The organism is Sphingopyxis sp., from assembly GCF_050916055.1.
Classification (GTDB): Bacteria; Pseudomonadota; Alphaproteobacteria; order Sphingomonadales; family Sphingomonadaceae; genus Sphingopyxis.
The window spans coordinates 2725001-2744427 of sequence record NZ_CP051527.1; the positions used below are offsets into that span (position 1 = coordinate 2725001).

Below are 19427 nucleotides of genomic sequence, written 5' to 3' on the forward strand. Positions count from 1 at the left end.
CCGCGCCCCGTCCGGTGAACAGGCCTCTAAGCCCCTCATCGATTCGCGTCAACAACCTTTTTGCAATTTTGTTTCAAAGGATGTTCGACGCGCCGGGATGCCCCCGGTGCCAGAAGGACCAAATGGTGAGCGAAAGCGCAGATTTCAAGGCCCCCGACGCCGACAGCGAAAGCGCCGCCGCGTTCGGTAGCCGCGTGCGCAGCGCCGTGATCTGGCGCTCGGGCAGCCAGATTCTGGCGCAGATCATCACCTGGTCGTCGACTTTGCTCGTGATTCGGCTGCTAAATCCGGCCGATTACGGCCTGTTCGCGATGACCCAAGTGGTGCTGTCCTTCCTCGCCTTCCTCAACGGCTGGGGATTCGCGAGCGCGCTGGTCCAGTCCGATTCGGTCGATCCGTTCCGCATCCGCCAGGCGTTCGGGCTGCTGCTGCTGCTCAACGCGCTGCTCGCGGCCGTGCAATATTTCGGCGCCCCGGTCGCCGCCGCCTATTATGGCCAGCCGATCGTCGCCGACCTGCTGCGCGTCCAGGCGCTGATGTTCCTCGCCACCCCCTTCATCGCGCTGCCCGAGGTGATGATGAGCCGCGCGCTCGACTTTCGCCGCCAGGCGATCGTCAACCTGCTCGCCGCGCTCGCGGGGGCGGGCACCGCGCTGGGCTGCGCGCTCGCGGGCTATGGCGTGTGGACGCTCGTCTATGCGCCGATCGCGCTGTTCTGGACGCGCGCGATCGGGCTGACCATCGTCGCGCGCCTCCTCGTCTGGCCCAGTTTCGACTTTCGCGGCTGCGGCCACATCGTCGGATTCGGCTCGGCGGTGCTGATGAGCCAGTTCTTCTGGCTGGTGCAAAGCCAGTCCGACGTGTTCATTGCCGGCGGCCGATTCGAACCGCACGCGCTCGGCCTGTATGCCGAGGCGCTGTTCCTCGCGCAGATCTTCATGGCCAAGTTCGTGCCGCCGCTCAACGAAGTCGCCTTTCCCGCCTATGCGCGGATCAAGGGCGACATGGCGGCGGTGCGCTGGAACTTCCTGAAGACGGTGCGGCTGCTGATGCTGGTCGCGGCGCCTTTCTATTGCGGGCTGGCGGTCACCGCTGCGCCGATGGTCGAGACCTTGTTCGGCGTCAAATGGCTCGGCATGGTCCCCTATATCCAGCTGCTGTCGCTCGCGCTGCTGCTGATGACGGTGCAGATTCTGTTTGCGCCGGTGACCAACGCGCTCGGCAGACCGTCGATTTCGATGTTCGCCTCGCTCGGCGGGGCGATCCTGTTCCCGATCGCGTTCCTGATCGGCGCGCAGTGGGGACTGGTCGGCATGGCATGGGCGTGGCTGATCGCGGCGCCGTTGCTGCTGCTGATCACCGCGCGGCTGTCGGCGCCGCTGATCGGGGTGTCGCTCGGCGATATCGGGCGCGCGATGTTGCCGGGCCTCGCGCCGGCGCTGGTGATGGCGGTCGGGGTCGGGGTCGCAGCGCAGTTGCTGGTACCGCTCGGCTGGGCCGCGCCGTTTCGCCTGATGCTGCTCGTCGGGCTCGGGGGGGTGCTCTATGTAGCGCTGCTGTGGGTGCTCGAGCGTGAAGCGATCGCCGAGGTTCTCCGCCTAGTGCTGCGGCGGCAGATGCCCGATTCGGCTTAGCCGCCCGAAAAATTACGACGCGATATAGTCGCGCATCGCCGCGGCCTCGGCCTCGATGCGGTCGATCCGGTATTTGACGAGGTCGCCGATCGACACGAATCCGATCAGTCTGCCGCCTTCGACCACCGGCAGGTGGCGGATGCGTTTTTGGGTCATCTGCGACAACGCGCCGATCACCGCCATGTGCGGATCGCAGGTCACCGGCGATTTGGTCATCACATCGTCGAGCCGGCGATCGAGCGCCTCGGGCCCATAGGACGACATCAGCCGGACGAGGTCGCGTTCGGAAAAGATGCCGATGATGGCATCGCCCTCGACCACCGGCACCGCGCCGATGCGGTGCTGCGCGAGCAGGTCGAGCACCGCGCGCACCGTGTCGTCCTTGCGCGCCGAAATCACCGGGCCGCTGCGTCCGTGCAATATCGCTCCGATCGTCATGCCTTGCCGCTCCCCATGTCGATTCTCTGGATGCCAAGTCTATCATGATTCGCGGTTGGCCCGAAAGGGGTGCGCGCGCCCGCGCCTTTCGCGCTTGGCCTCCCGCTTCGTCTGGTTCATGGAGGCGGTCATGGTCAAACCCTCTCCGCTCGACCGCGCCGACACCGCCAAGGTGGCCTGGGCGCGCTATCGCCGGCTGATGCGCGGAATGGTACTCGTGTCGCTGCTCGCCGTCGTCGGCGCGCTGGCATGGCTGCGCGTCTCGATGGGCGCGGCGCTGACCCTCCACATGATGATCGCCACCGCGGCGGGTGTCGGCCTGTCGGTGATGCTCGGCGCGGCTTTGATGGGACTTGTTTTCCTGTCGAGCGGCAGCGGGCACGACGAGGCGATCGAAGACCCCTTCAAAGACGATCCGGATTTGCAGCCATGACCGACACCCCCCTCGATCCCATTTTGCGCGTCGTCCCGGCGCCCGCCGACATCAACGCCAACGGCCATATCTTCGGCGGCTGGGTGCTCAGCCAGATGGACATCGCCGGCGGCATCGTCGCGGCGCGAATCGCGCAAGGGCCGACCGCGACGGTCGCGATCGAGGCGATGGAGTTCATCGCCCCGATCCTGCTGCGCGACATCATCTCGGTCTATGCGCATCTCGAACGCCGCGGCCGCACCTCGATGGGCATCCGCATCGAGGTGATCGCCACCCGCGGCCGCGACCAGCAGGAGGTGAAGGTCACCGGCGGGCTGTTCACCTTCGTTGCGCTCGACGAAAACCACCGCCCGCGGGCGCTTCCCGTCGCCTGACGCCCGCCCTGCGGCGGCGAATCAGTCGCCCCTCAGTTTCTGGCGGAATTCCTGGACCAGCCGGTCGTTCGCGGGCACCCGCACCCGCCACACCCAGTTCGCGCCGCGCCGCTCCCACCCTTCGGGCGCCGGGTCGAGCGCAAAGGGGATCAGCATCTCGACCTCGGCGGCGACCGGCCGGGCGTTGGTCAGCATCACCCGCCACTGCCGGTAATCGGGGTCGGGATCGTTGCGGACCATGGCGCGAAACTGGACCGCGGGGCTTTGCCCGATGTCGTAGTCGACCCGCTCGCCCTTCGCCTTGTCGCCGATGCGCGCTTCACCGACCAGCAAGCGGCGGCCGCCGACGTCCTCGAACACCGCCGCGCTGCCCGCGGGAAGCGCCAGCCCCAGTCCGTCGGCCTCGTTGTTCTGAACGCGCAGCCGCGTCGTCAGCGGCTGCGGCGCGCCGTTGGCATACAGCGTGCCGGCATAAAGCTGCTCGACCGCGACGCGGTCCTTGGCGAGCAGCGCGACCTGCTTCTGGCCCTTGGCCGACACATCGACGCGAAACGGGATGCGATAGAATTTCAGGTCACCCAGATCCTCGGCGGGCGGCGGCGGCGGTGGCGGTGGTGCGGGCGGGGGCGGCGGTGCCATCGCCATCGCGCTGCGCTCCATGCGCGCGCCGGTCACCACCACTTCCTCGGCGTCGGCCATGCCATATGCCTGCTCGACCTCGATGATCGGCGGGAGTTCCCAAAACGGGTGCGTGCTGGTGATGTCCATCGGCCAGCATTTGAGCGTCAGCGGTCCCGGCGTGCTGCGCGGCAGCGGCGGGCTGTAGACCTTGTTCAGCCGCCCCGCGATGACGTTGAGCTGCGCCCCCGGAAAACTCGTCACCCCGCCATTGGCCACGGTGATCCAGCCGGTCAGCCCCAGCGTCCGGCCGTCGCTGGCGCGATCGGCGACATAGTTGGCGGCCCAGTCGAACCCTTCGGCCAGGTACAGCAGTTGCACCGTCACCTTGCGCGCGGTCCGGCTTTCGACGAGCACCGACAGCGTTGGCTTTGCCGACAGATCCTTCGGTACGCGCGGATACAGCATGCGTTCGGGGAGCCCCGAACAGGCGAGCGCTTCGAACGCGCTTGCGGTTTCCAATATGACCCCGCCATTGGGACCGGCCTGGATCACCGCCTCCTGCTCGGTGACTTTGCCCGTCGCGAGGCTGGTCCGGCGTAGCGTGACGCGGCGCTTCAGATAGGCATCGACCAGCCCCGCCGGCGACAGCAGCCGCGCGTCGCGATTCTTCTCGATCACCCCGTCGGGCAGACCGCTGACCACCGCGGTTTCGGGCAGCAGCCCTTCAGCAACGCCCTCGAAGCGCAGCACCGACACGCCGGCGGGCAGCGTCACGGTGCGCGTTTCGGTGATGAAGGCAAAGCCTTGCGGCCAGTTAGGATTGATCGGCCCGGCGCCGCGGGTCGGGGCGCGGTAGACGGTGACCGCCGCATCGTCGATTTTCGCCGACACGGTGATCGGCGCTGCGGGCTGCGACCGCGCCGCCAGCGGCGCCAGCAGCCCGATCAGCGATAGCAGCAGCGGCCACGCCCGCACCCTGCGGGCCTCAATAGCGCGAATCGAAGGTGACGGTGACGTCGGTCCTGCCGTTCGCGGGTACCGGCACCTGCCATTCGACACGGTCGGCCGACACCCGCTCGCCCTTCAGGCTTTCGTCCGAAATGCGCACGTCGCCATACAACCCGTCCTGCGCCAGCAGCACCGTCACCGCCTCGGGCCGCGCGTTGCTGACGGTGTATTTCATTTTCGTCATCCAGCGCGAATCGCCCTTGCGGGTGCGCGACACCACCGTCGGCTGGACCTTGACGTCGAAGGCGTCGCCGGTGCGCAGCGACATCGACGATCCCATCGGGGTATGGCCGATCTGATTCTCGCCGATGAACTGCGGGTCGCCGCGCGCGTCGCGCATATAGACGCGGATCGTCCCGGCGGGCAGCTGGTCGCCCAGCCCGCCCTGACGCGAGGTCGAAAAGCGCAGCACGCTCGCCGTGCTCACCGGCTCGTTGTTGGCGCCGAGCCAGCGGTTGACATATTCATAGGTCGACCGCGCCGGAGCCCCCTTAACGTCGAGGAAACTCACCTGCTTCTGCTGCGCGTTGGCGATCGTCGTGCGCTGGCCAAGCGGATAGAGATAGAAGTCGCCGAGCCGTTCGCGATCGTTCGATTCGGTCCCTGCGCTGTCCATCGTCCCCGGCACCTGCCGAAAACCACCGCCGCCGCCGGGGTTGCCCGCCACCAGCAAGGTGCGCGCATTGTTGAAGGTTGTGCCGGTGCTGTTGGTCAGCGTCACCCAGCCCTGCATGTCCATCGCCCCCTTTGCCGCGTCGAACAGCGCGACATAATCGGCGGTCCAGCCGAGATTGGGGGTAAGATACGCCAGCCGCGCCGGCACCGTCCCGGCATCGGCGGCATCGACGGTCACCGACAGCGTCGGGCGGGCGCGCAAATTCGGCGGCAGCCGGTCGAACACCGCACGCACCGGCAAGCCGTCGTCGCGCAGCACCTCGATCCGCTCGCCGATCTGGAGCACGATGCCGCCATTGGCAGCGAGAACCTTCGCGCGCTCGGTTTTTTCGGCGCCGGTTGCGGGGTTCGTGCGCACCAGCGTGATCGACTGGCCGACCGCCTTGTCCATCAACTTGTCGGGGGTGAGCAGGTCGAAATCGAAATTCTGCTCGACGATCGTGAGGCCGGGACCCGACAGCGTCACCGTCTCGGGCCGGATGCGCGCCGACACATCGGGAAATTCGATGCGGTTGCGCCCCGCATTGACGCTGAGCTGGCGGTCGTCCTGCACCAGCGACTGGCCATTGTTATAAATGGTGACGGCGACATCGCCCTGCGCCGACCCGCCCAGTTCCTGCTGCGCCGCGGCGGGAGCCGACACAAGCGGCACGGCGGCCGCCGCCAGATAGCAAGCCGTTGCCAAAGCGCGCATAATCCATCTCCCCGCCGGTTTGAGCGAGGACGCTAGGTCATGTCCGCGGCCTTGGCCAGCGCGAAATCAGGCTGGCGCCGCGCCGATATTATTCGGCCGCTTCGACCCCGGGACCGCGCGTCGCAAGGGTGCGGCGGGGACGGCGGGCCTTGGGCGCCGGGGCGTCTTCGCCGCCATCGGTATCGGCATCGGCGCTGCGCTCGGGCCGGCCGATCGCGGGCGGCAGCGCCGCGCTGTCGATTCCCGCGGTTTCGTTCGCATCGTCCTGGCGTGTTTCGTCCTGGCGCGGGCGGCGGGCGGGACGGCGCGCGGCGCGCGGCGCGCGGGCGGGCTCGCCGGCATCATCGTCATCGCGCGCACTGGTTTCGCCACGATCATTGCGGCCGGTGTCGGCGTCATCGTCGTCCTGATCGCGAACCGGGCGGGCGCGGGCCGGCTGGCGGTTGCCGCGATTGTCGTCGTCGCGGTCGCTGCGCGCATCGCGATTGCCGCGCGTCTCGCGCTGGCCGCGGTCGCTGCGCTCGTTCCGGTCATTACGGTCGCCCCGATTGTTACGATCGCTGCGCTCGTTCCGGTCGTCGCCGTTGTCGCCGTCGTCGCGGTCGCCGTCGATATCGCCGTCGGTGTCGTCATGGCCGTCGAAATCCTCGACCCCGCGAATGTCGCGGCTGCGGTCGTGGCTGCGTTCCTGGCCGTTCGCCGCGGCCTTTTCTTCCTGCCGGGCGCGGAAATCGCTCACGACGCGGAAATAATGGTCGGCGAACTGAAGATAATATTCGGTCTGCACCCGATCGCCGGCCAGCTGCGCGTCGCGCGCCAGGTTGCGGTATTTCTCGATCATCTGGGCGCCGTTACCGCGCGCGCGGCTGTCGATGCGGTTGGCCTGATCGACCCCACCGCGTCCACCCGACTGCGGGCGATTGTTATTGTTGTTGCTGTTATTGTTGCGGCCGCGACGGCGACCGCTTTGCCGGTTGTTCATGTTCAACTGAGACATCCTGTCGAAAAGCTAATAAGCTGTGCCAACCCCTTTTGGCCGACGGCGCCATTTGCGCGTCGTGCCCGCGCTCTGTGCGCGGCTTTGCCCTTTACCGCTTGCGCGAAACCGAAACGGCGCCGCACCAGCATCGTAAGTGGGAAGCAGACCCGCCGGACCAGTATCGATACGTTTCGCACCGCCAAAGGGACCCTGATCAGGTCTGTGTCCGGCCTCTACCGCGCTTTCCGGCGGAAACCAAGAAAATTCTTGCAGGGGCGGCGTCAGGCGCGGGTCAGGACAAGCGCCCGGTCGCGTCCGCCGAGATCCTGCCGGCAGTGGACGGCAAACCCCGCCGCTTCGGCAAGCCGTCCGACCGCGATGCGCTGCGTCGCACCGATTTCCATAACCGCCACGCCCCCCGGCGCGAGCAGCCGCGGCAGGTCGGGGACGATCCGGCGATAGTCTCCCAGCCCGTCTGCTCCGGCAAACAAAGCCCCCGCCGGCTCATGATCGACGACATCGGGCATCAGTTGCTCGGCATCCGCGATATAGGGGGGGTTGCAGAGAATAAGCTCGAAGTCGCCACCCACGCGCTCGCCCCAGTCGCCCTCGCGAAATGTCGCCCGGTCCGCCAAGCCGAGCTGTCGGGCGTTGTCGGAGGCGAAGGCAAGCGCGGCCGCCGACGCATCGATCCCCACGCCGACCGCTTCGGGCAGTTCGGACAGCAAGGCCAGCAGCAGGGTTCCCGGCCCGGTGCCAAGGTCGAGAAGCCGCAGCGGCGCATCCTTGTCGCCGATTTGCTCCAGCGCCGCTTCGATCAGCGTCTCGCTGTCGGGGCGCGGAATCAGCGCGCCGGGGCCGACCGCCAGCCGGATCGTCCAGAAATCACGATAGCCGACGATATAGGCAACGGGCTCCGACGCGAGCCGCCGTTCGACCAACGCGTCGAAGTCCGCCGGCACCGCAAAGCGCGACGGGTCGAGCAGCAAAGCCTGCCGCTCGACCCCCAGCGCATGCGCCATCAGCAATTCGGCATCGAGCCGCGCAGTATCGGAGACGCCCGCGAGCCGCCGCGCCGCATCGCGCAGCATTTGCGTTACTCCGCCCACGCATGATTCCGTTCGTGTCGAGCGAAGTCGAGACACTCTTCGACACAGCGCAAGACCGAGGGGCATCTCGACGTCGCTCGATGCGAACGGGTATTTGGCGTTTTAATCACCCAGCCCTGCCAACCGCTGCGCCTGGTCCTCGGCGATCAGCGCGTCGATCAGCTCGTCCATCGCGCCTTCGAGGATTTCGGGCAGGCGATGGAGGGTCAGGTTGATGCGATGGTCGGTCACCCGTCCCTGCGGGAAATTATAGGTGCGGATGCGTTCGGAGCGGTCGCCCGACCCGACCATCGATTTGCGCGCCGACGCCTCGGCGTCATGAATCTTCGCGCGTTCCAGCTCGTACAGTCGCGTGCGCAGCACCCCCATCGCCTTGGCGCGGTTCTTGTGCTGGCTGCGCTGGTCCTGCTGGATCACCACCAACCCCGACGGGATATGGGTGATGCGGATCGCGCTGTCGGTGGTGTTGACGTGCTGGCCGCCGGCGCCCGATGCGCGATAAATGTCGATCTTGAGGTCGCCGTCGTTGATCGCGACGTCGACCTCTTCGGCCTCGGGCAGCACAGCGACGGTCGCGGCGCTGGTGTGGATGCGGCCCTGGCTTTCGGTCGCCGGGACGCGCTGGACGCGGTGGACGCCGCTTTCGAACTTCAACCGCGCGAACACCCCCTGCCCGCTGACCGACGCCACGACCTCTTTATAGCCGCCCATCTCGGCCTCGTTCGCCGAGATGATTTCGACCTTCCACCCCTGCGTATCGGCAAAGCGGCTGTACATGCGCAGCAGATCGCCCGCGAACAGCGCCGCCTCGTCGCCGCCGGTCCCGGCGCGGATTTCGAGCATCGCGGCGCGTTCGTCGGCGACATCCTTGGGGAGCAGCTGGAGCGCCAGGCCGTGTTCGGCCGCGGGAAGCGCTTCCTCGACGGCGGCGATTTCCTCGGCCGCCATCGCTTTCATCTCGGGATCGGCGAGCATTTCGTTCAACGAGGTCAGTTCGGCGCGCAGCCTTACGACTTCACGCGCCGCGGTGGCGACGGGTTCGAGCTCGGCGAACTCCTTCGACGCCGCGACGAAATCGGCGGGCGCCATATCGCCGGTCGCCATGCGCGCCTGAAGGGCAGCGTGGCGTTCGATGATGGCGTCGATCTGGCGTTCGGATACGTTGGTCATCTACTCACTGTCGTTTCAAATCTTCGTCAGCCCGGCCTTGATCCGGGATCCATGGCCGCTGGCGTCGTCTGGACCCCGGATCAAGTCCGGGGTGACGAGTTCATTCACACAGGCTCTCAAAATCCAGAATCTCCGCCGGACAACCCGCCCACGCCAGGGCCGATAGCTTGAAGCACACGACCTAAGAACAAACGATCCGGGTCAGGTTTCAATTCGGTGAGGTGGTATCGAGATGAACCGTCGTCGGGTTGGGGCCTGACGTAAAGAGCGGCATCAGCACCGACCTTTCTTGCGATCTCAACCTGACGTTTGGCGTTACCACGATATGCAATGGTCGTTCTGAAGCCCTGTTGCCGCAGTCGATACGCTATGTTGATTGCATCGCCTTCAAGCGACGGATTGTCCGGTATCACTGCAATCAAGGGCTCAACCGGAGCGCTTTCCACCAACATCGCCAGCCGCTCGATCCCCGCCGCCCAGCCGACCGCCGGCGTCGGCGGGCCGCCAAGCGCTTCGATCAGGCCGTCATACCGCCCGCCGCCGAGCACGGTGCCCTGCGCGCCGAGCCGGTCGGTGACGAATTCGAACGCGGTGTGGCGGTAATAGTCGAGTCCGCGCACCAGTCGCGCGTTGCGTTCCCACGCGACGCCCGCGGCGTCGAGACCCGACGTCACCGCGCCGAAGAAATCCTGCGCTTCGCCGGTTAGGAATGCATCGATGTCAGGCGCGCTGTCGGCGATCGGGCGGTCCTTGGGATCCTTGCTGTCCAGGATGCGCATCGGGTTTTTGTCGAGCCGCGCGAGGCTGTCTTCGCTGAGGTCACCGCGGTGCGCTTCGAAATGCTCGACCAGCGCCGCGCGCCACGCATCGCGGCTTGCCGCATCGCCCAGCGTGTTGAGGGTCAAAGTCACACCCTCGGAGATCCCCAATTCCTTGAGCAACTGGTCGGCGAACACCAGCAGCTCGGCGTCGGCGAGCGGGCTGTCGCTGCCGAGCACTTCGGCGTCGAGTTGATGAAACTGGCGATAGCGCCCCTTTTGCGGGCGTTCGTAGCGGAACAGCGGTCCGTGCGTCGCGACCTTCAGCGGCGCATACTGCTGCCAGCCGTTGGTGATATACGCCCGCGCGATACCCGCGGTGAATTCGGGGCGCAGCGTCACCGACTCGCCGCCGCGATCCTCGAACGAATACATTTCCTTCGACACGACATCGGTCGTCTCGCCCAGCGAGCGCGCGAACACCGCGGTCGGCTCGATCACCGGCACCTCGATGCGCTTGTAGCCGTAGAGGCGGCGCACACGATCGAAGGTATCGACGACATGCTGAAACCGGTCGGCGAAATCGCCGAGCATGTCCTGCGTGCCACGCACAGCCTGCGGGGTCGGGATTTTGGCGGATTTGTCCTTGCTCATGGGCCGCGCGTCTAATGGTTTTTCATCGAAAGGCAAAGCGCGCTTGAGGCTCGCGTCTGGACCTCGCGCTCATTTCCCGGCAGTAACCCACGCCATGAAAAAAGCACCATTCGTCGCAGCCGCCCTCATCGCGATCATCCCCGCCGCAGCCGCGCAAACCGATAACAGCCGCCCGCAACCGGTCGTCCAGCCGCTCACCATCCCGCTGCCCGCCGACAAGCCCTACCCCGGCACCATGCAGCTGCGGGTCGATGCGACCGACGTCGCGCGCGGCATTTTCCATGTCCGCCAGACGATCCCGGTCGCCAAGGCCGGCAAGCTCACGTTGCTCTATCCCGAATGGCTGCCCGGCAAGCACGCCCCGCGCGGCGCGATCGCCGAGGTGGCGGGTTTCAAGGCCAGCGCCGGCGGCAAGCCGCTTGCCTGGACGCGCCAGCCGACCGATGTCTACGCCTTCGACATCGACGTGCCGCAGGGCGTAAAGAGCATCGACATCGCGTTCGACTTCCTCTCGCCCACCCGCACCAGCGAGGGCCGCGTTGTCGTCACTCCGGCGATGATGAACCTGCAGTGGGAGCAGGTCAGCGTCTATCCCGCGGGCTGGTTTACGCGGCAGATCCCGGTGCAGCTCGACGTCACCCTGCCGCAGGGCTGGACCGGCGCCGCGGCGCTCGACGGGCTGAAGGTCAACGGCAACCGCTACAGCTTCGGCGTCACCAGCTATGAAAATCTGATCGATAGCCCGATGTTCGCGGGGAAATATTACCGCGTCTGGGCGCTCGGCCATGGCGTGACGCTCAACGTCGTCGCCGACGAGGAAAAATATCTGGCGGCCAGCCCCGACCAGATCGCGCGCCACGCAGCCTTGGTGTCCGAAGCCGTCGCGCTGTTCGGCACCCGGCATTTCGACCGCTATGAATTTCTGCTCGCGCTCACCGAAGAGCTTGGCGGTATCGGGCTCGAACATCATCGCAGCAGCGAAAACGGCCGCGCGGTCGATTATTTCACCAAATGGGACGACAACGACTGGGAACGCGGGCTGCTGCCGCACGAATTGGTGCACAGCTGGAACGGCAAATATCGCCGCCCCGACAAATTATGGACCCCCGATTACCGCACCCCGATGCAGGACAATCTGCTGTGGGTCTATGAAGGCCAGACGAGCTATTGGGATCTGGTCCTCGCCGGCCGGTCGGGAATGCAGTCGAAAGAGATGATCCTTGCCGAATGGGCGACCAACGCCGGCGCTTTCAGCGCCCAGCCCGGCCGCGCATGGCGCTCGGTCGAGGATACGACGCTCGATCCGGTGATCGCGGCGCGCAAGCCCAAACCCTTTGCCAGCTGGTCGCGCAGCGAGGATTATTACAACGAAGGGTCGCTGATGTGGCTCGAGGCCGATATGCTGATCCGCCGCGCCACCGCGGGCGCCAAAAGCCTCGACGATTTCGCCCGCCTGTTCTTTGGCGGGCGCGACGGCGACTGGGGCCAGGCGACCTATGATTTCGACGATGTCGCTGCGGCGCTGAACGCCGTGCATCCCTATGACTGGGCGAAATTCCTGCGCGAGCGGATGCAGACCGCGGGCCGCCCGGCGCCGACCGCGGGCATCGAGGCCGCAGGCTATCGCCTCGTCTGGCGCGACACCCCCAACGCCTATGACCGCGACCGCATGGCGCAGGCGAAAAACACCGACCTCACCCATTCGCTCGGCATGGTGATCGACAAGGACGGCGTCGCAGGGTCCATCCTCTGGGACGGTCCGGCGTTCAAGGCCGATATCGTCAACGGGGCCAAAATCCTCGCGGTCGATGGCGCCAGCTACAGCCGTGAGCGGATCGAGGCGGCAATCCGCGCCGCCGCCGACGGCAAGACCCCCGTGACCCTGCTCGTCGAGCGCGGCGGCCGTTATCGCACCGCCGAAATCGATTACCGCGGCGGACTGCGCTGGCCGCACCTGGAAAAGGCGGGCACCGGCCCCGATGCCTTCGACGCACTGCTGGCGCCGAAACGGGCGCTTTGAGACAAGGGGCGGTCGTATCCGGCTCTAGGATGGCGAGCGGACATTGCCGATCCTCCCCCGCAGGGGGAGGGGGGCCACCCGCAGGGTGGTGGAGGGGTACAGGCCCGCATACGCTGCGCTCGGCACCGCGTACCCCTCCACCACCTTCGGTGGTCCCCCTCCCCGTTCCGGGGAGGATCGGTTACGGCGGTCGCCGGGTGAAAGCCCCCGCGCCCTCCTAAGCCGCCGCAAACCGGATCGGCAGGCGCTTCAGCCCGCCGACGAACACCGATTCGACGCGCGCCGGATCGCCGGTGAGCTCCAGGCTTTTCAGCCGCGGCAGCAATTCTTCCATCAATATCCGCATTTCCATCCGCGCCAGATGCTGGCCGAGGCAGACGTGGGCGCCGAAACCGAAGGCGATCTGCTGGTTCTTCGGCCGGTCGGGGTCGAACGCGAACGGATCGTCGAATACCCCCTCATCGCGGTTGCCCGAGACGTAGTTCAGCATCAGCCAGTCGCCCGCGCGGACCAATTGCCCGCCAACCTCGACATCCTCCCGCGCGCTGCGCATGAAATGCTGCACCGGGGTGGTCCAGCGGATCGCTTCCTCGATCAGCCCCGCCTTGTCGCTCGCCGCGTCGCGGTAGCGGGCGAACAGCGCCGGATTTTTCGCCAGTTCCATGATCGCCCCCGCGGTCGACGCGCTCGTCGTGTCGTGCCCCGCGGTCGCGATGATCATGTAATAGCCGGCGAGTTCGCGGTCGGGGATCTGCCCGCCGTCGATTGTCGCATTGGCGATCACGGTCGCAATGTCCTGACGTGGGTTGGCGCGGCGATCGGCGGTCAGCGCGCCGAAATATTGTTCGAAATCGGCGATGACATAGTTGAGCATCGCGATCGCCTGTTCGGCGCTGGTGATCGCCTCGCGGCTGCGGTTGAGTTCGGGGTCGGTCGATCCGAACAATTGCTGCGTCAGCATGAGCATCCGCGGTTCGTCCTCGGGCGGCACGCCCAAGATGTCCATGATCACACGCAGCGGATAATGCGAGGCGACGTCGCGCGCGAAATCGCATTCGGGACCGGCGGCGAGCATCGCATCGACGGTCTCGCGCGCCAGCGTGCGGATGCGCTCTTCGACGATCTTCAGATTCTTGGGCATGAACCAACTCTGGGTGAGCAGGCGGTATTTCATATGGTCGGGGGCGTCCATCTGGACCAGTGAGCGGATAAGGTGGCCGTCATTGTTCGGGGTGGCGGCGCGCGCGATCGCCTCGCCGTCGCGGTTGGTCAGCACGGTCGGACGGGTGCCGCTCGCAAAGCGCTGCGGGTCGCGGCTGATCGCCATGATGTCGGCATGGCGGGTCACCAGCCAGAACGGATCGACCTCCGGATTTTCGGCGACCGCGAGCGGCGCATGCGCACGCGCCCATGCCAGCTGTTCGTGAAGCGCGTCCCATTGCCCGTATGCGACGGGATCGACGACGGCGGCGGCTACCTCTCCAGGCAATATAGGTTTTGTCATGAAACCCATGCTGCCGCGATTCGGCGGCGGAGTCGAGGGGGGAGGAGATGGAAATGCGACCGCCGCGTCACTCCGCCAACTGCGGCGCCCCGGCCGGCATCGCATCGGCCCAGTCGGCGCGCGCCTTGCGGATCATCGCCTTCAGCGCCTCGGCATTTTGCTGCCACGCAGCGGCGGCAGCAGCGGACCACGCATCGCCCGCCGCAAGGCCCAGTTCGTTGACCGTCATGTCGATGAAGGCGTCATATTCGCCGATCGGCAACGCGCCATAGCTGCGGTGGGTGAACACAAGTTCAGCAACCAGCGGCCACACCCAGCTTTCGTCCTGCGCCAGCCCCAGCATCATCTGCAGCGTCTCGTCGGTCATCCGCCGCGACGCGGCATCGACCGAGATGAAGCTCGGTCGCCGGTCGGGAAAGGCCGCGAAGAAACGCTCGAACAGCGGATGACGGATGTCGATGCCGGCGTCGGCGACGGCCACCAGGCTCGCCTCCATCGCCGCGGCATCGGCGGCGCTCACTTGAACAGGCTGCCCAAAATCCCGCGCATCAGCTGACCGCCGAACTTGCCCGCGACCTGCCGCCCGATGCTCGTCGCTGCCGAGCGCGCTGCCGATTGCACCATCTTTTCGGTCATCGACGGCTTGGCAGCTTCGCGTGCCGCCACCTTTTCCAGCCGCAACCGTTCGCGCTCCTCGGCGGCCTTCACCTTCGCCGCTTCCTTCGCGGCGATCGCCGCCTGCTTGTCGGCCTCGACCTGCGCCTTGGCCTCGATTGCTGCCGCTTGCGCCTGTTCGGCCTTGGCGGCGAGCAATTCCTCGGCGCTCTCGCGATCGACCGCGGTGTCATATTTGCCCTCGACCGGCGAGATCGACCTGATAATCGCGCGCTCCTTGGCGTCGAGCGGGCCGGCGCGCGAACAGGGCGGCTTGATCAGCGTGCGTTCGACCGGCGACGGCGCGCCGTCGGGCATCAGCAGCGACACCAGCGCCTCGCCGACCTTCAGCTCGGTGATCTCGCGCGCGACATCGACCTTCGGATTGGGACGGAAGGTGTCGGCAGCGGCCTTCACCGCTTTCTGGTCGCGCGGGGTGAAGGCGCGCAGCGCGTGCTGGACGCGGTTGCCGAGCTGGCCGGCGACATCCTCGGGAATGTCGATCGGATTCTGGGTGACGAAATAGACCCCGACACCCTTCGATCGGATCAGGCGCACGACCTGCTCGATCTTGTCGGTCAGCGCCGGCGGCGCATCGTCGAACAGCAGGTGCGCCTCGTCGAAGAAAAAGACCAGCTTCGGCTTGTCGGGATCGCCGACTTCGGGAAGCGTCTCGAACATCTCGCTCAGCATCCAGAGCAGGAAGGTCGCATACAGCTTCGGGCTCGCCATCAACTTGTCGGCAGCGAGGATGTTGACATAGCCGCGCCCATTTTCGTCGCAGCGGATCATGTCGTGGATGTCGAGCGCCGGTTCGCCGAAGAAGTTCGCGCCGCCCTGGCTTTCGAGCGTCAGCAATTGCCGCTGGATCGTGCCGACCGTCGCCTTCGACACATTGCCATATTTGGTGGTGAGTTCATCATCGTTTTCGGCGCACCAGACGAGCATCGCCTGCAGATCGCCCAGATCGAGCAGCAGCAGATTCTGTTCGTCGGCGACGCGGAACGCGATCGCGAGCACGCCCTCCTGCACCTCGTTGAGCCCCATCAGCCGCGCGAGCAGCAGCGGCCCCATTTCGGAAATCGTCGTGCGAACCGGATGACCCTGCTCGCCGAACAGGTCCCAGAAAATCACGGGATTGTCGCGATACGCCCATTCGGTATCGCCAATCTCGGCGGCACGTTTCGAAAAGGGCTCGTGGACCTTTGCCATCGGGCTGCCTGCCATCGCCATGCCGGCCAGGTCACCCTTCACGTCGGCGACGAACACCGGCACGCCGACGGCGGAGAAACCCTCGGCCAGTCCCTGCAGCGTCACCGTCTTGCCGGTGCCGGTCGCGCCGGCGATCAGCCCGTGGCGGTTGGCACGCTTGAGCACGAGCGACTGGCGCGGCCCGTCGGCGGCACCGCCGCCGCCAAGCCCGATATAGATTTCGCTGGCCGTGCTATCGTCGCTCACCCGTCATCCTCCGCTCGTTACCCTCTCAGCGGTCTAGAGCGGGGCGCAGGGTCAGGCAATCGGCAACCGCTGCCGCCCATATTGATCGACATCATTGCCCCGTCTTTTCATCGCCGATACATGTTGCCCACCGCAACGATGGCACCGGCCGCCGTGCGGCGAACAACCGGGGAAATCAGATGCGCCGAATTTCACATAAATCCGTCCTTGTCCTGTCGATGGCGGCGCTGATGCTCACCGGCTGCGGTGGCGGTGGCGGCGGTGGTGGTGGCAGCGCGCCGCCGGTCACCGTCACGCCGACCCCCTCGCCGACCCCCACCCCGACCGCAAGCTGCGGCCTGGCGGCGCGGCAAGGCTTTGCCAAGGCGGTCATCGACGAATGGTATCTGTTCCCCGGCGAGGTCGCCGGCGGCCTCACCCCGTCGGCGTACAGCAGCGTCCAATCCTATATCGACGCGCTGGTCGCGCCGGCGCGCGCCTCCGGCAAGGACCGTTTTTTCACCTACATCACCTCGATCGCCGAAGAGAATGCCTTTTTCTCCAGCGGGGCGAGCGCGGGATTCGGAGTCCGGCTGACCTATGATGCGGGGACGCAGCGCGTCGTGATCGCCGAAGCCTATGAAGGCGCGCCGGCGCTGGCCGCGGGTATCGACCGTGGCACCCAGATCACCGCGATCGGGACGAGCACGGCGAACCTGCGCAGCGTCGGCAATATCGTCGCGGCCGAAGGCACCGGCGGCATCACCGCGGCGCTGGGGCCAAGCGACCCCGGGGTGACCCGCGTGCTGCGCATCGTCGATGGCGGGACGACCCGCGACGTCACCGTGACCAAGGCCAATTTCGATATCGACCCGATATCCGATCGTTACGGCGCCAAGGTGATTACCGAGGGCGGCCGGACCTACGGCTATCTGAACCTGCGCACCTTCATCTCGTCGGCGAACCCGCAGCTGCGCGCCGCCTTCCTGAATTTCCGCAACCAGGGCGTCACCGATATCGTCATCGATTTCCGCTACAATGGCGGCGGACTGGTCAGCACCGCCGAACTGATGGGCGACCTGCTGGGGCGCAACCGCAGCGCCAGCGAGGTATTTTCGCGCACCGATTTCCGGCCGTCGAAAGCGGCGGAGAACGAGCGGCATTTCTTCGCCAGCCAGCCCGAATCGATTGCGCCGACGCGCATCGCCTTCATCGGCACCGGATCGACCGCATCGGCCAGCGAGCTGGTGATCAATTCGATGCTGCCCTATCTCGGCACCAACATGACGCTGGTCGGCAGCAACACCTTCGGCAAGCCGGTCGGCCAGATCGCGCTCGACAAGGCCGAATGCGACGACCGGATGCGCGTCGTCGCCTTTGCGACGGGCAACGCCAGCGGCCAGAGCGACTATTATGGCGGCCTGGCGCCAAAGATCACCAACAGCTGCGCCGCCGACGACAATCTGTCGTTCCAGCTCGGCGATCCGAACGAGGCGTCGCTGCGCGCTGCGATCGATTTCCTCGCCGGCAACAGCTGCACGGCGCGCATCAGCCGGACCGACAGCCGCGTCGCGGCGAACGGCGCCGCGCCCGGCCTGGCGCCGGCACCCGCGATGCTGACCGCGACCGAACCGAGCGCCGCACAGCGCGAACTGCCCGGATTGTTCTAACGCCGGAACCACTGCAGCGCGCTGATGATAGCAAACTTGGAGCGGGCGAAGGGATTCGAACCCTCGACCCCAACCTTGGCAACTTGCCATTCCACCTTTCCCATCGCTTTCGATATTACTCTATCCTACTATTTTTGCTAGATTTGTTGAAAATCAGTTCCACCTGTCATATCCTATAGCTGTCCCCATTTTCAATGAATCTGGAGACACTTTGGAGACACGGGCGATTTTCAATTCTGTGTCTCCAACGGGAGATGCGCAATGCCGATAGCGAAGTTGACTAAGCGGGCCGTGGACGCCCTCGTTCCGCCGAAGGCCAAACAGGTCATTCTGTGGGATACCGAGGTAAAGGGCTTCGGCCTTCGGATCATGGCATCGGGGATCAAGACCTTTGTAGTCCAGTACCGCAACGCTGAAGGCGTAAAGCGTCGCATGAACCTCGGACGCTTCGGCGTGCTGACTGTCGATCGAGCGCGAGATCTTGCGAAGCTGAAACTGGCTGAGGTGATTGTCGGAGAAGATCCCGCCGACAAAGTGCGGCAGGTCCGCAAAGGCATGACAGTGGCGGAAATGTGCGACTGGTATTTAACCGAGGCGCGCGCTGGCAATATTCTTGGCCGCGCAAACCGGCCGATCAAATCGTCGTCGCTCAAGATGGACGAAAGTCGCATCCGCACGCACATCGCGCCCCTCCTGGGCAATCGGATCGTCAAGCATCTGACAATCGCGATCGTCGAGCAGATGCAGAGCGACGTGAAGAATGGCAAGACGGCGAAACCCCGAACGGGCGGTCGTGGCGGGATGGCAACTGGCGGCCCCGGCGTTGCAGGCCGCTGCGTCGGGACGCTGCAGGCGATCATTGGCCATGCCAAGCACAAGGGCCTGCTCGAAACGCATCCGACGCTCGGTGCCAAGAAGCTCGCTGGAAAGAAGAGAAGCCGGCGACTGAGCACCGCCGAAATCCAAACACTCGGAAAGGCGATGGCCTACGCCGAGGCGGGCGGCGAAAACCCGGTCGCTCTTGGCGTACTGCGCACCTTGCTTCTGACCGGCTATCGCCGTCAGGAAGGGCAGGCGATGCGTCGCAGCTGGCTGCACGCCGATCGTGGCTATGTCGTCTTTCCCGATACCAAGGGCGGCGCGCAGATCCGCGCCATCGGGCCCGCCGCGGTTCGTGTCCTCGAGGCGCAAGCGGAGATCGCCGGCAACCCGCACCTCTTCCCTTCGGCGGTCGGCGAGGGTCCCTATACTGCGGTGACCGATTGCCTGAAGCGCGTATGCGGCCTGGCTGGCATCGCGGGTGTGACGCCGCATACGCTCAGGCACACCTTCGGAAGCGTTGCCGGCGACCTCGGATTTTCCGAACTGACCATCCGCGCGATGCTGGGCCATGCCTCGCAGAATGTTACGCAGGACTATGTGCATATCGACGAGGCGCTGAAGCTCGCTGTCCAGCGCACTTCCGACGAGATCGAGCAGCTACTCGCCTCGGGCGCCGCAGCACAAAGGCAAATGGCACACCTTCCCTGGGGCGGTTAAGCCTGACGGTTCACGTCAGCAAGACGGCGCAGCGATCCCAAAACCATTCTGCTGGG

16 protein-coding genes are annotated in these 19427 nt (G+C 66.0%); 6 read left to right on the plus strand and 10 right to left on the minus strand.

The window, feature by feature from the left end:
• Window positions 1-122 precede the first annotated feature (122 nt).
• The gene (locus tag HEQ22_RS13275; RefSeq protein ID WP_432768361.1) at window positions 123-1634 is read left to right on the plus strand and encodes a lipopolysaccharide biosynthesis protein; all 1512 of its coding nucleotides are present in this window, start codon (window positions 123-125) and stop codon (window positions 1632-1634) included.
• A gap of 12 nt (window positions 1635-1646) precedes the next feature.
• Here HEQ22_RS13275 and HEQ22_RS13280 read toward each other — a convergent pair whose 3' ends face one another.
• Window positions 1647-2072, minus strand: a complete 426-nt coding sequence (locus HEQ22_RS13280; protein ID WP_432768362.1) for a CBS domain-containing protein — start codon at window positions 2070-2072, stop codon at window positions 1647-1649.
• A 130-nt stretch (window positions 2073-2202) separates the two neighbouring features.
• Between HEQ22_RS13280 and HEQ22_RS13285 the strand changes: the two genes are divergently transcribed.
• Together HEQ22_RS13285 and HEQ22_RS13290 are read left to right on the plus strand one after the other, a co-directional pair.
• Window positions 2203-2505, plus strand: a complete 303-nt coding sequence (locus tag HEQ22_RS13285; protein WP_432768363.1) for a hypothetical protein — start codon at window positions 2203-2205, stop codon at window positions 2503-2505.
• Window positions 2502-2879 carry an acyl-CoA thioesterase gene (locus HEQ22_RS13290; RefSeq protein WP_432768364.1) on the plus strand — a complete coding sequence of 126 codons (378 nt, stop codon included), beginning with the start codon at window positions 2502-2504 and terminating at the stop codon, window positions 2877-2879. The genes HEQ22_RS13285 and HEQ22_RS13290 overlap by 4 nt, the downstream gene beginning before the upstream one ends.
• 21 nt (window positions 2880-2900) lie before the next feature.
• On the opposite strand, the gene HEQ22_RS13295 is transcribed toward HEQ22_RS13290, so the two are convergent.
• The 6 genes from HEQ22_RS13295 to hisS form a co-directional block, all read right to left on the minus strand.
• Window positions 2901-4475: a DUF4139 domain-containing protein gene (locus HEQ22_RS13295; protein WP_432768365.1), complete on the minus strand. Its 1575-nt coding sequence runs from the start codon at window positions 4473-4475 to the stop codon at window positions 2901-2903.
• Between the two features lie 10 nt (window positions 4476-4485).
• Window positions 4486-5877, minus strand: coding sequence for a DUF4139 domain-containing protein (locus tag HEQ22_RS13300; RefSeq protein ID WP_432768366.1), 1392 nt, complete (start codon window positions 5875-5877; stop codon window positions 4486-4488).
• An 88-nt stretch (window positions 5878-5965) separates the two neighbouring features.
• On the minus strand, window positions 5966-6859 hold the full coding sequence (locus HEQ22_RS13305; protein ID WP_432770882.1) for a DUF4167 domain-containing protein: 894 nt from the start codon (window positions 6857-6859) through the stop codon (window positions 5966-5968).
• A 278-nt stretch (window positions 6860-7137) separates the two neighbouring features.
• Window positions 7138-7947: a peptide chain release factor N(5)-glutamine methyltransferase gene (gene prmC, locus HEQ22_RS13310; protein ID WP_432768367.1), complete on the minus strand. Its 810-nt coding sequence runs from the start codon at window positions 7945-7947 to the stop codon at window positions 7138-7140.
• Between the two features lie 120 nt (window positions 7948-8067).
• Window positions 8068-9135, minus strand: coding sequence for a peptide chain release factor 1 (gene prfA / locus HEQ22_RS13315; RefSeq protein WP_432768368.1), 1068 nt, complete (start codon window positions 9133-9135; stop codon window positions 8068-8070).
• 116 nt (window positions 9136-9251) lie between these two features.
• The gene (gene hisS, locus HEQ22_RS13320) at window positions 9252-10547 is read right to left on the minus strand and encodes a histidine--tRNA ligase (RefSeq protein WP_432768369.1); all 1296 of its coding nucleotides are present in this window, start codon (window positions 10545-10547) and stop codon (window positions 9252-9254) included.
• A 94-nt stretch (window positions 10548-10641) separates the two neighbouring features.
• On the opposite strand from hisS, the gene HEQ22_RS13325 reads away from it, so the two are divergent.
• The gene (locus HEQ22_RS13325) at window positions 10642-12567 is read left to right on the plus strand and encodes a M61 family metallopeptidase (RefSeq protein WP_432768370.1); all 1926 of its coding nucleotides are present in this window, start codon (window positions 10642-10644) and stop codon (window positions 12565-12567) included.
• A gap of 217 nt (window positions 12568-12784) precedes the next feature.
• Here HEQ22_RS13325 and HEQ22_RS13330 read toward each other — a convergent pair whose 3' ends face one another.
• The 3 genes from HEQ22_RS13330 to HEQ22_RS13340 all read right to left on the minus strand — a co-directional run bounded on the left by HEQ22_RS13330 (window position 12785) and on the right by HEQ22_RS13340 (window position 16183).
• Window positions 12785-14071 (minus strand): cytochrome P450, encoded by a 1287-nt coding sequence (locus tag HEQ22_RS13330; protein ID WP_432768371.1) that lies wholly within the window; start codon window positions 14069-14071, stop codon window positions 12785-12787.
• Between the two features lie 67 nt (window positions 14072-14138).
• Entirely contained in the window at window positions 14139-14591 is a 453-nt protein-coding gene (locus tag HEQ22_RS13335) for a hypothetical protein (RefSeq protein WP_432768372.1), read from the minus strand.
• Window positions 14588-16183, minus strand: coding sequence for a helicase HerA-like domain-containing protein (locus tag HEQ22_RS13340; protein ID WP_432768373.1), 1596 nt, complete (start codon window positions 16181-16183; stop codon window positions 14588-14590). The genes HEQ22_RS13335 and HEQ22_RS13340 overlap by 4 nt, the downstream gene beginning before the upstream one ends.
• Window positions 16184-16362: 179 nt before the next feature.
• On the opposite strand from HEQ22_RS13340, the gene HEQ22_RS13345 reads away from it, so the two are divergent.
• Window positions 16363-17832: a S41 family peptidase gene (locus HEQ22_RS13345; protein ID WP_432768374.1), complete on the plus strand. Its 1470-nt coding sequence runs from the start codon at window positions 16363-16365 to the stop codon at window positions 17830-17832.
• 261 nt (window positions 17833-18093) lie between these two features.
• A complete protein-coding gene (locus HEQ22_RS13350) occupies window positions 18094-19371 on the plus strand; it encodes a tyrosine-type recombinase/integrase (RefSeq protein WP_432768375.1) in 1278 nt (425 codons plus the stop codon).
• The last annotated feature ends 56 nt before the right edge of the window (window positions 19372-19427 follow it).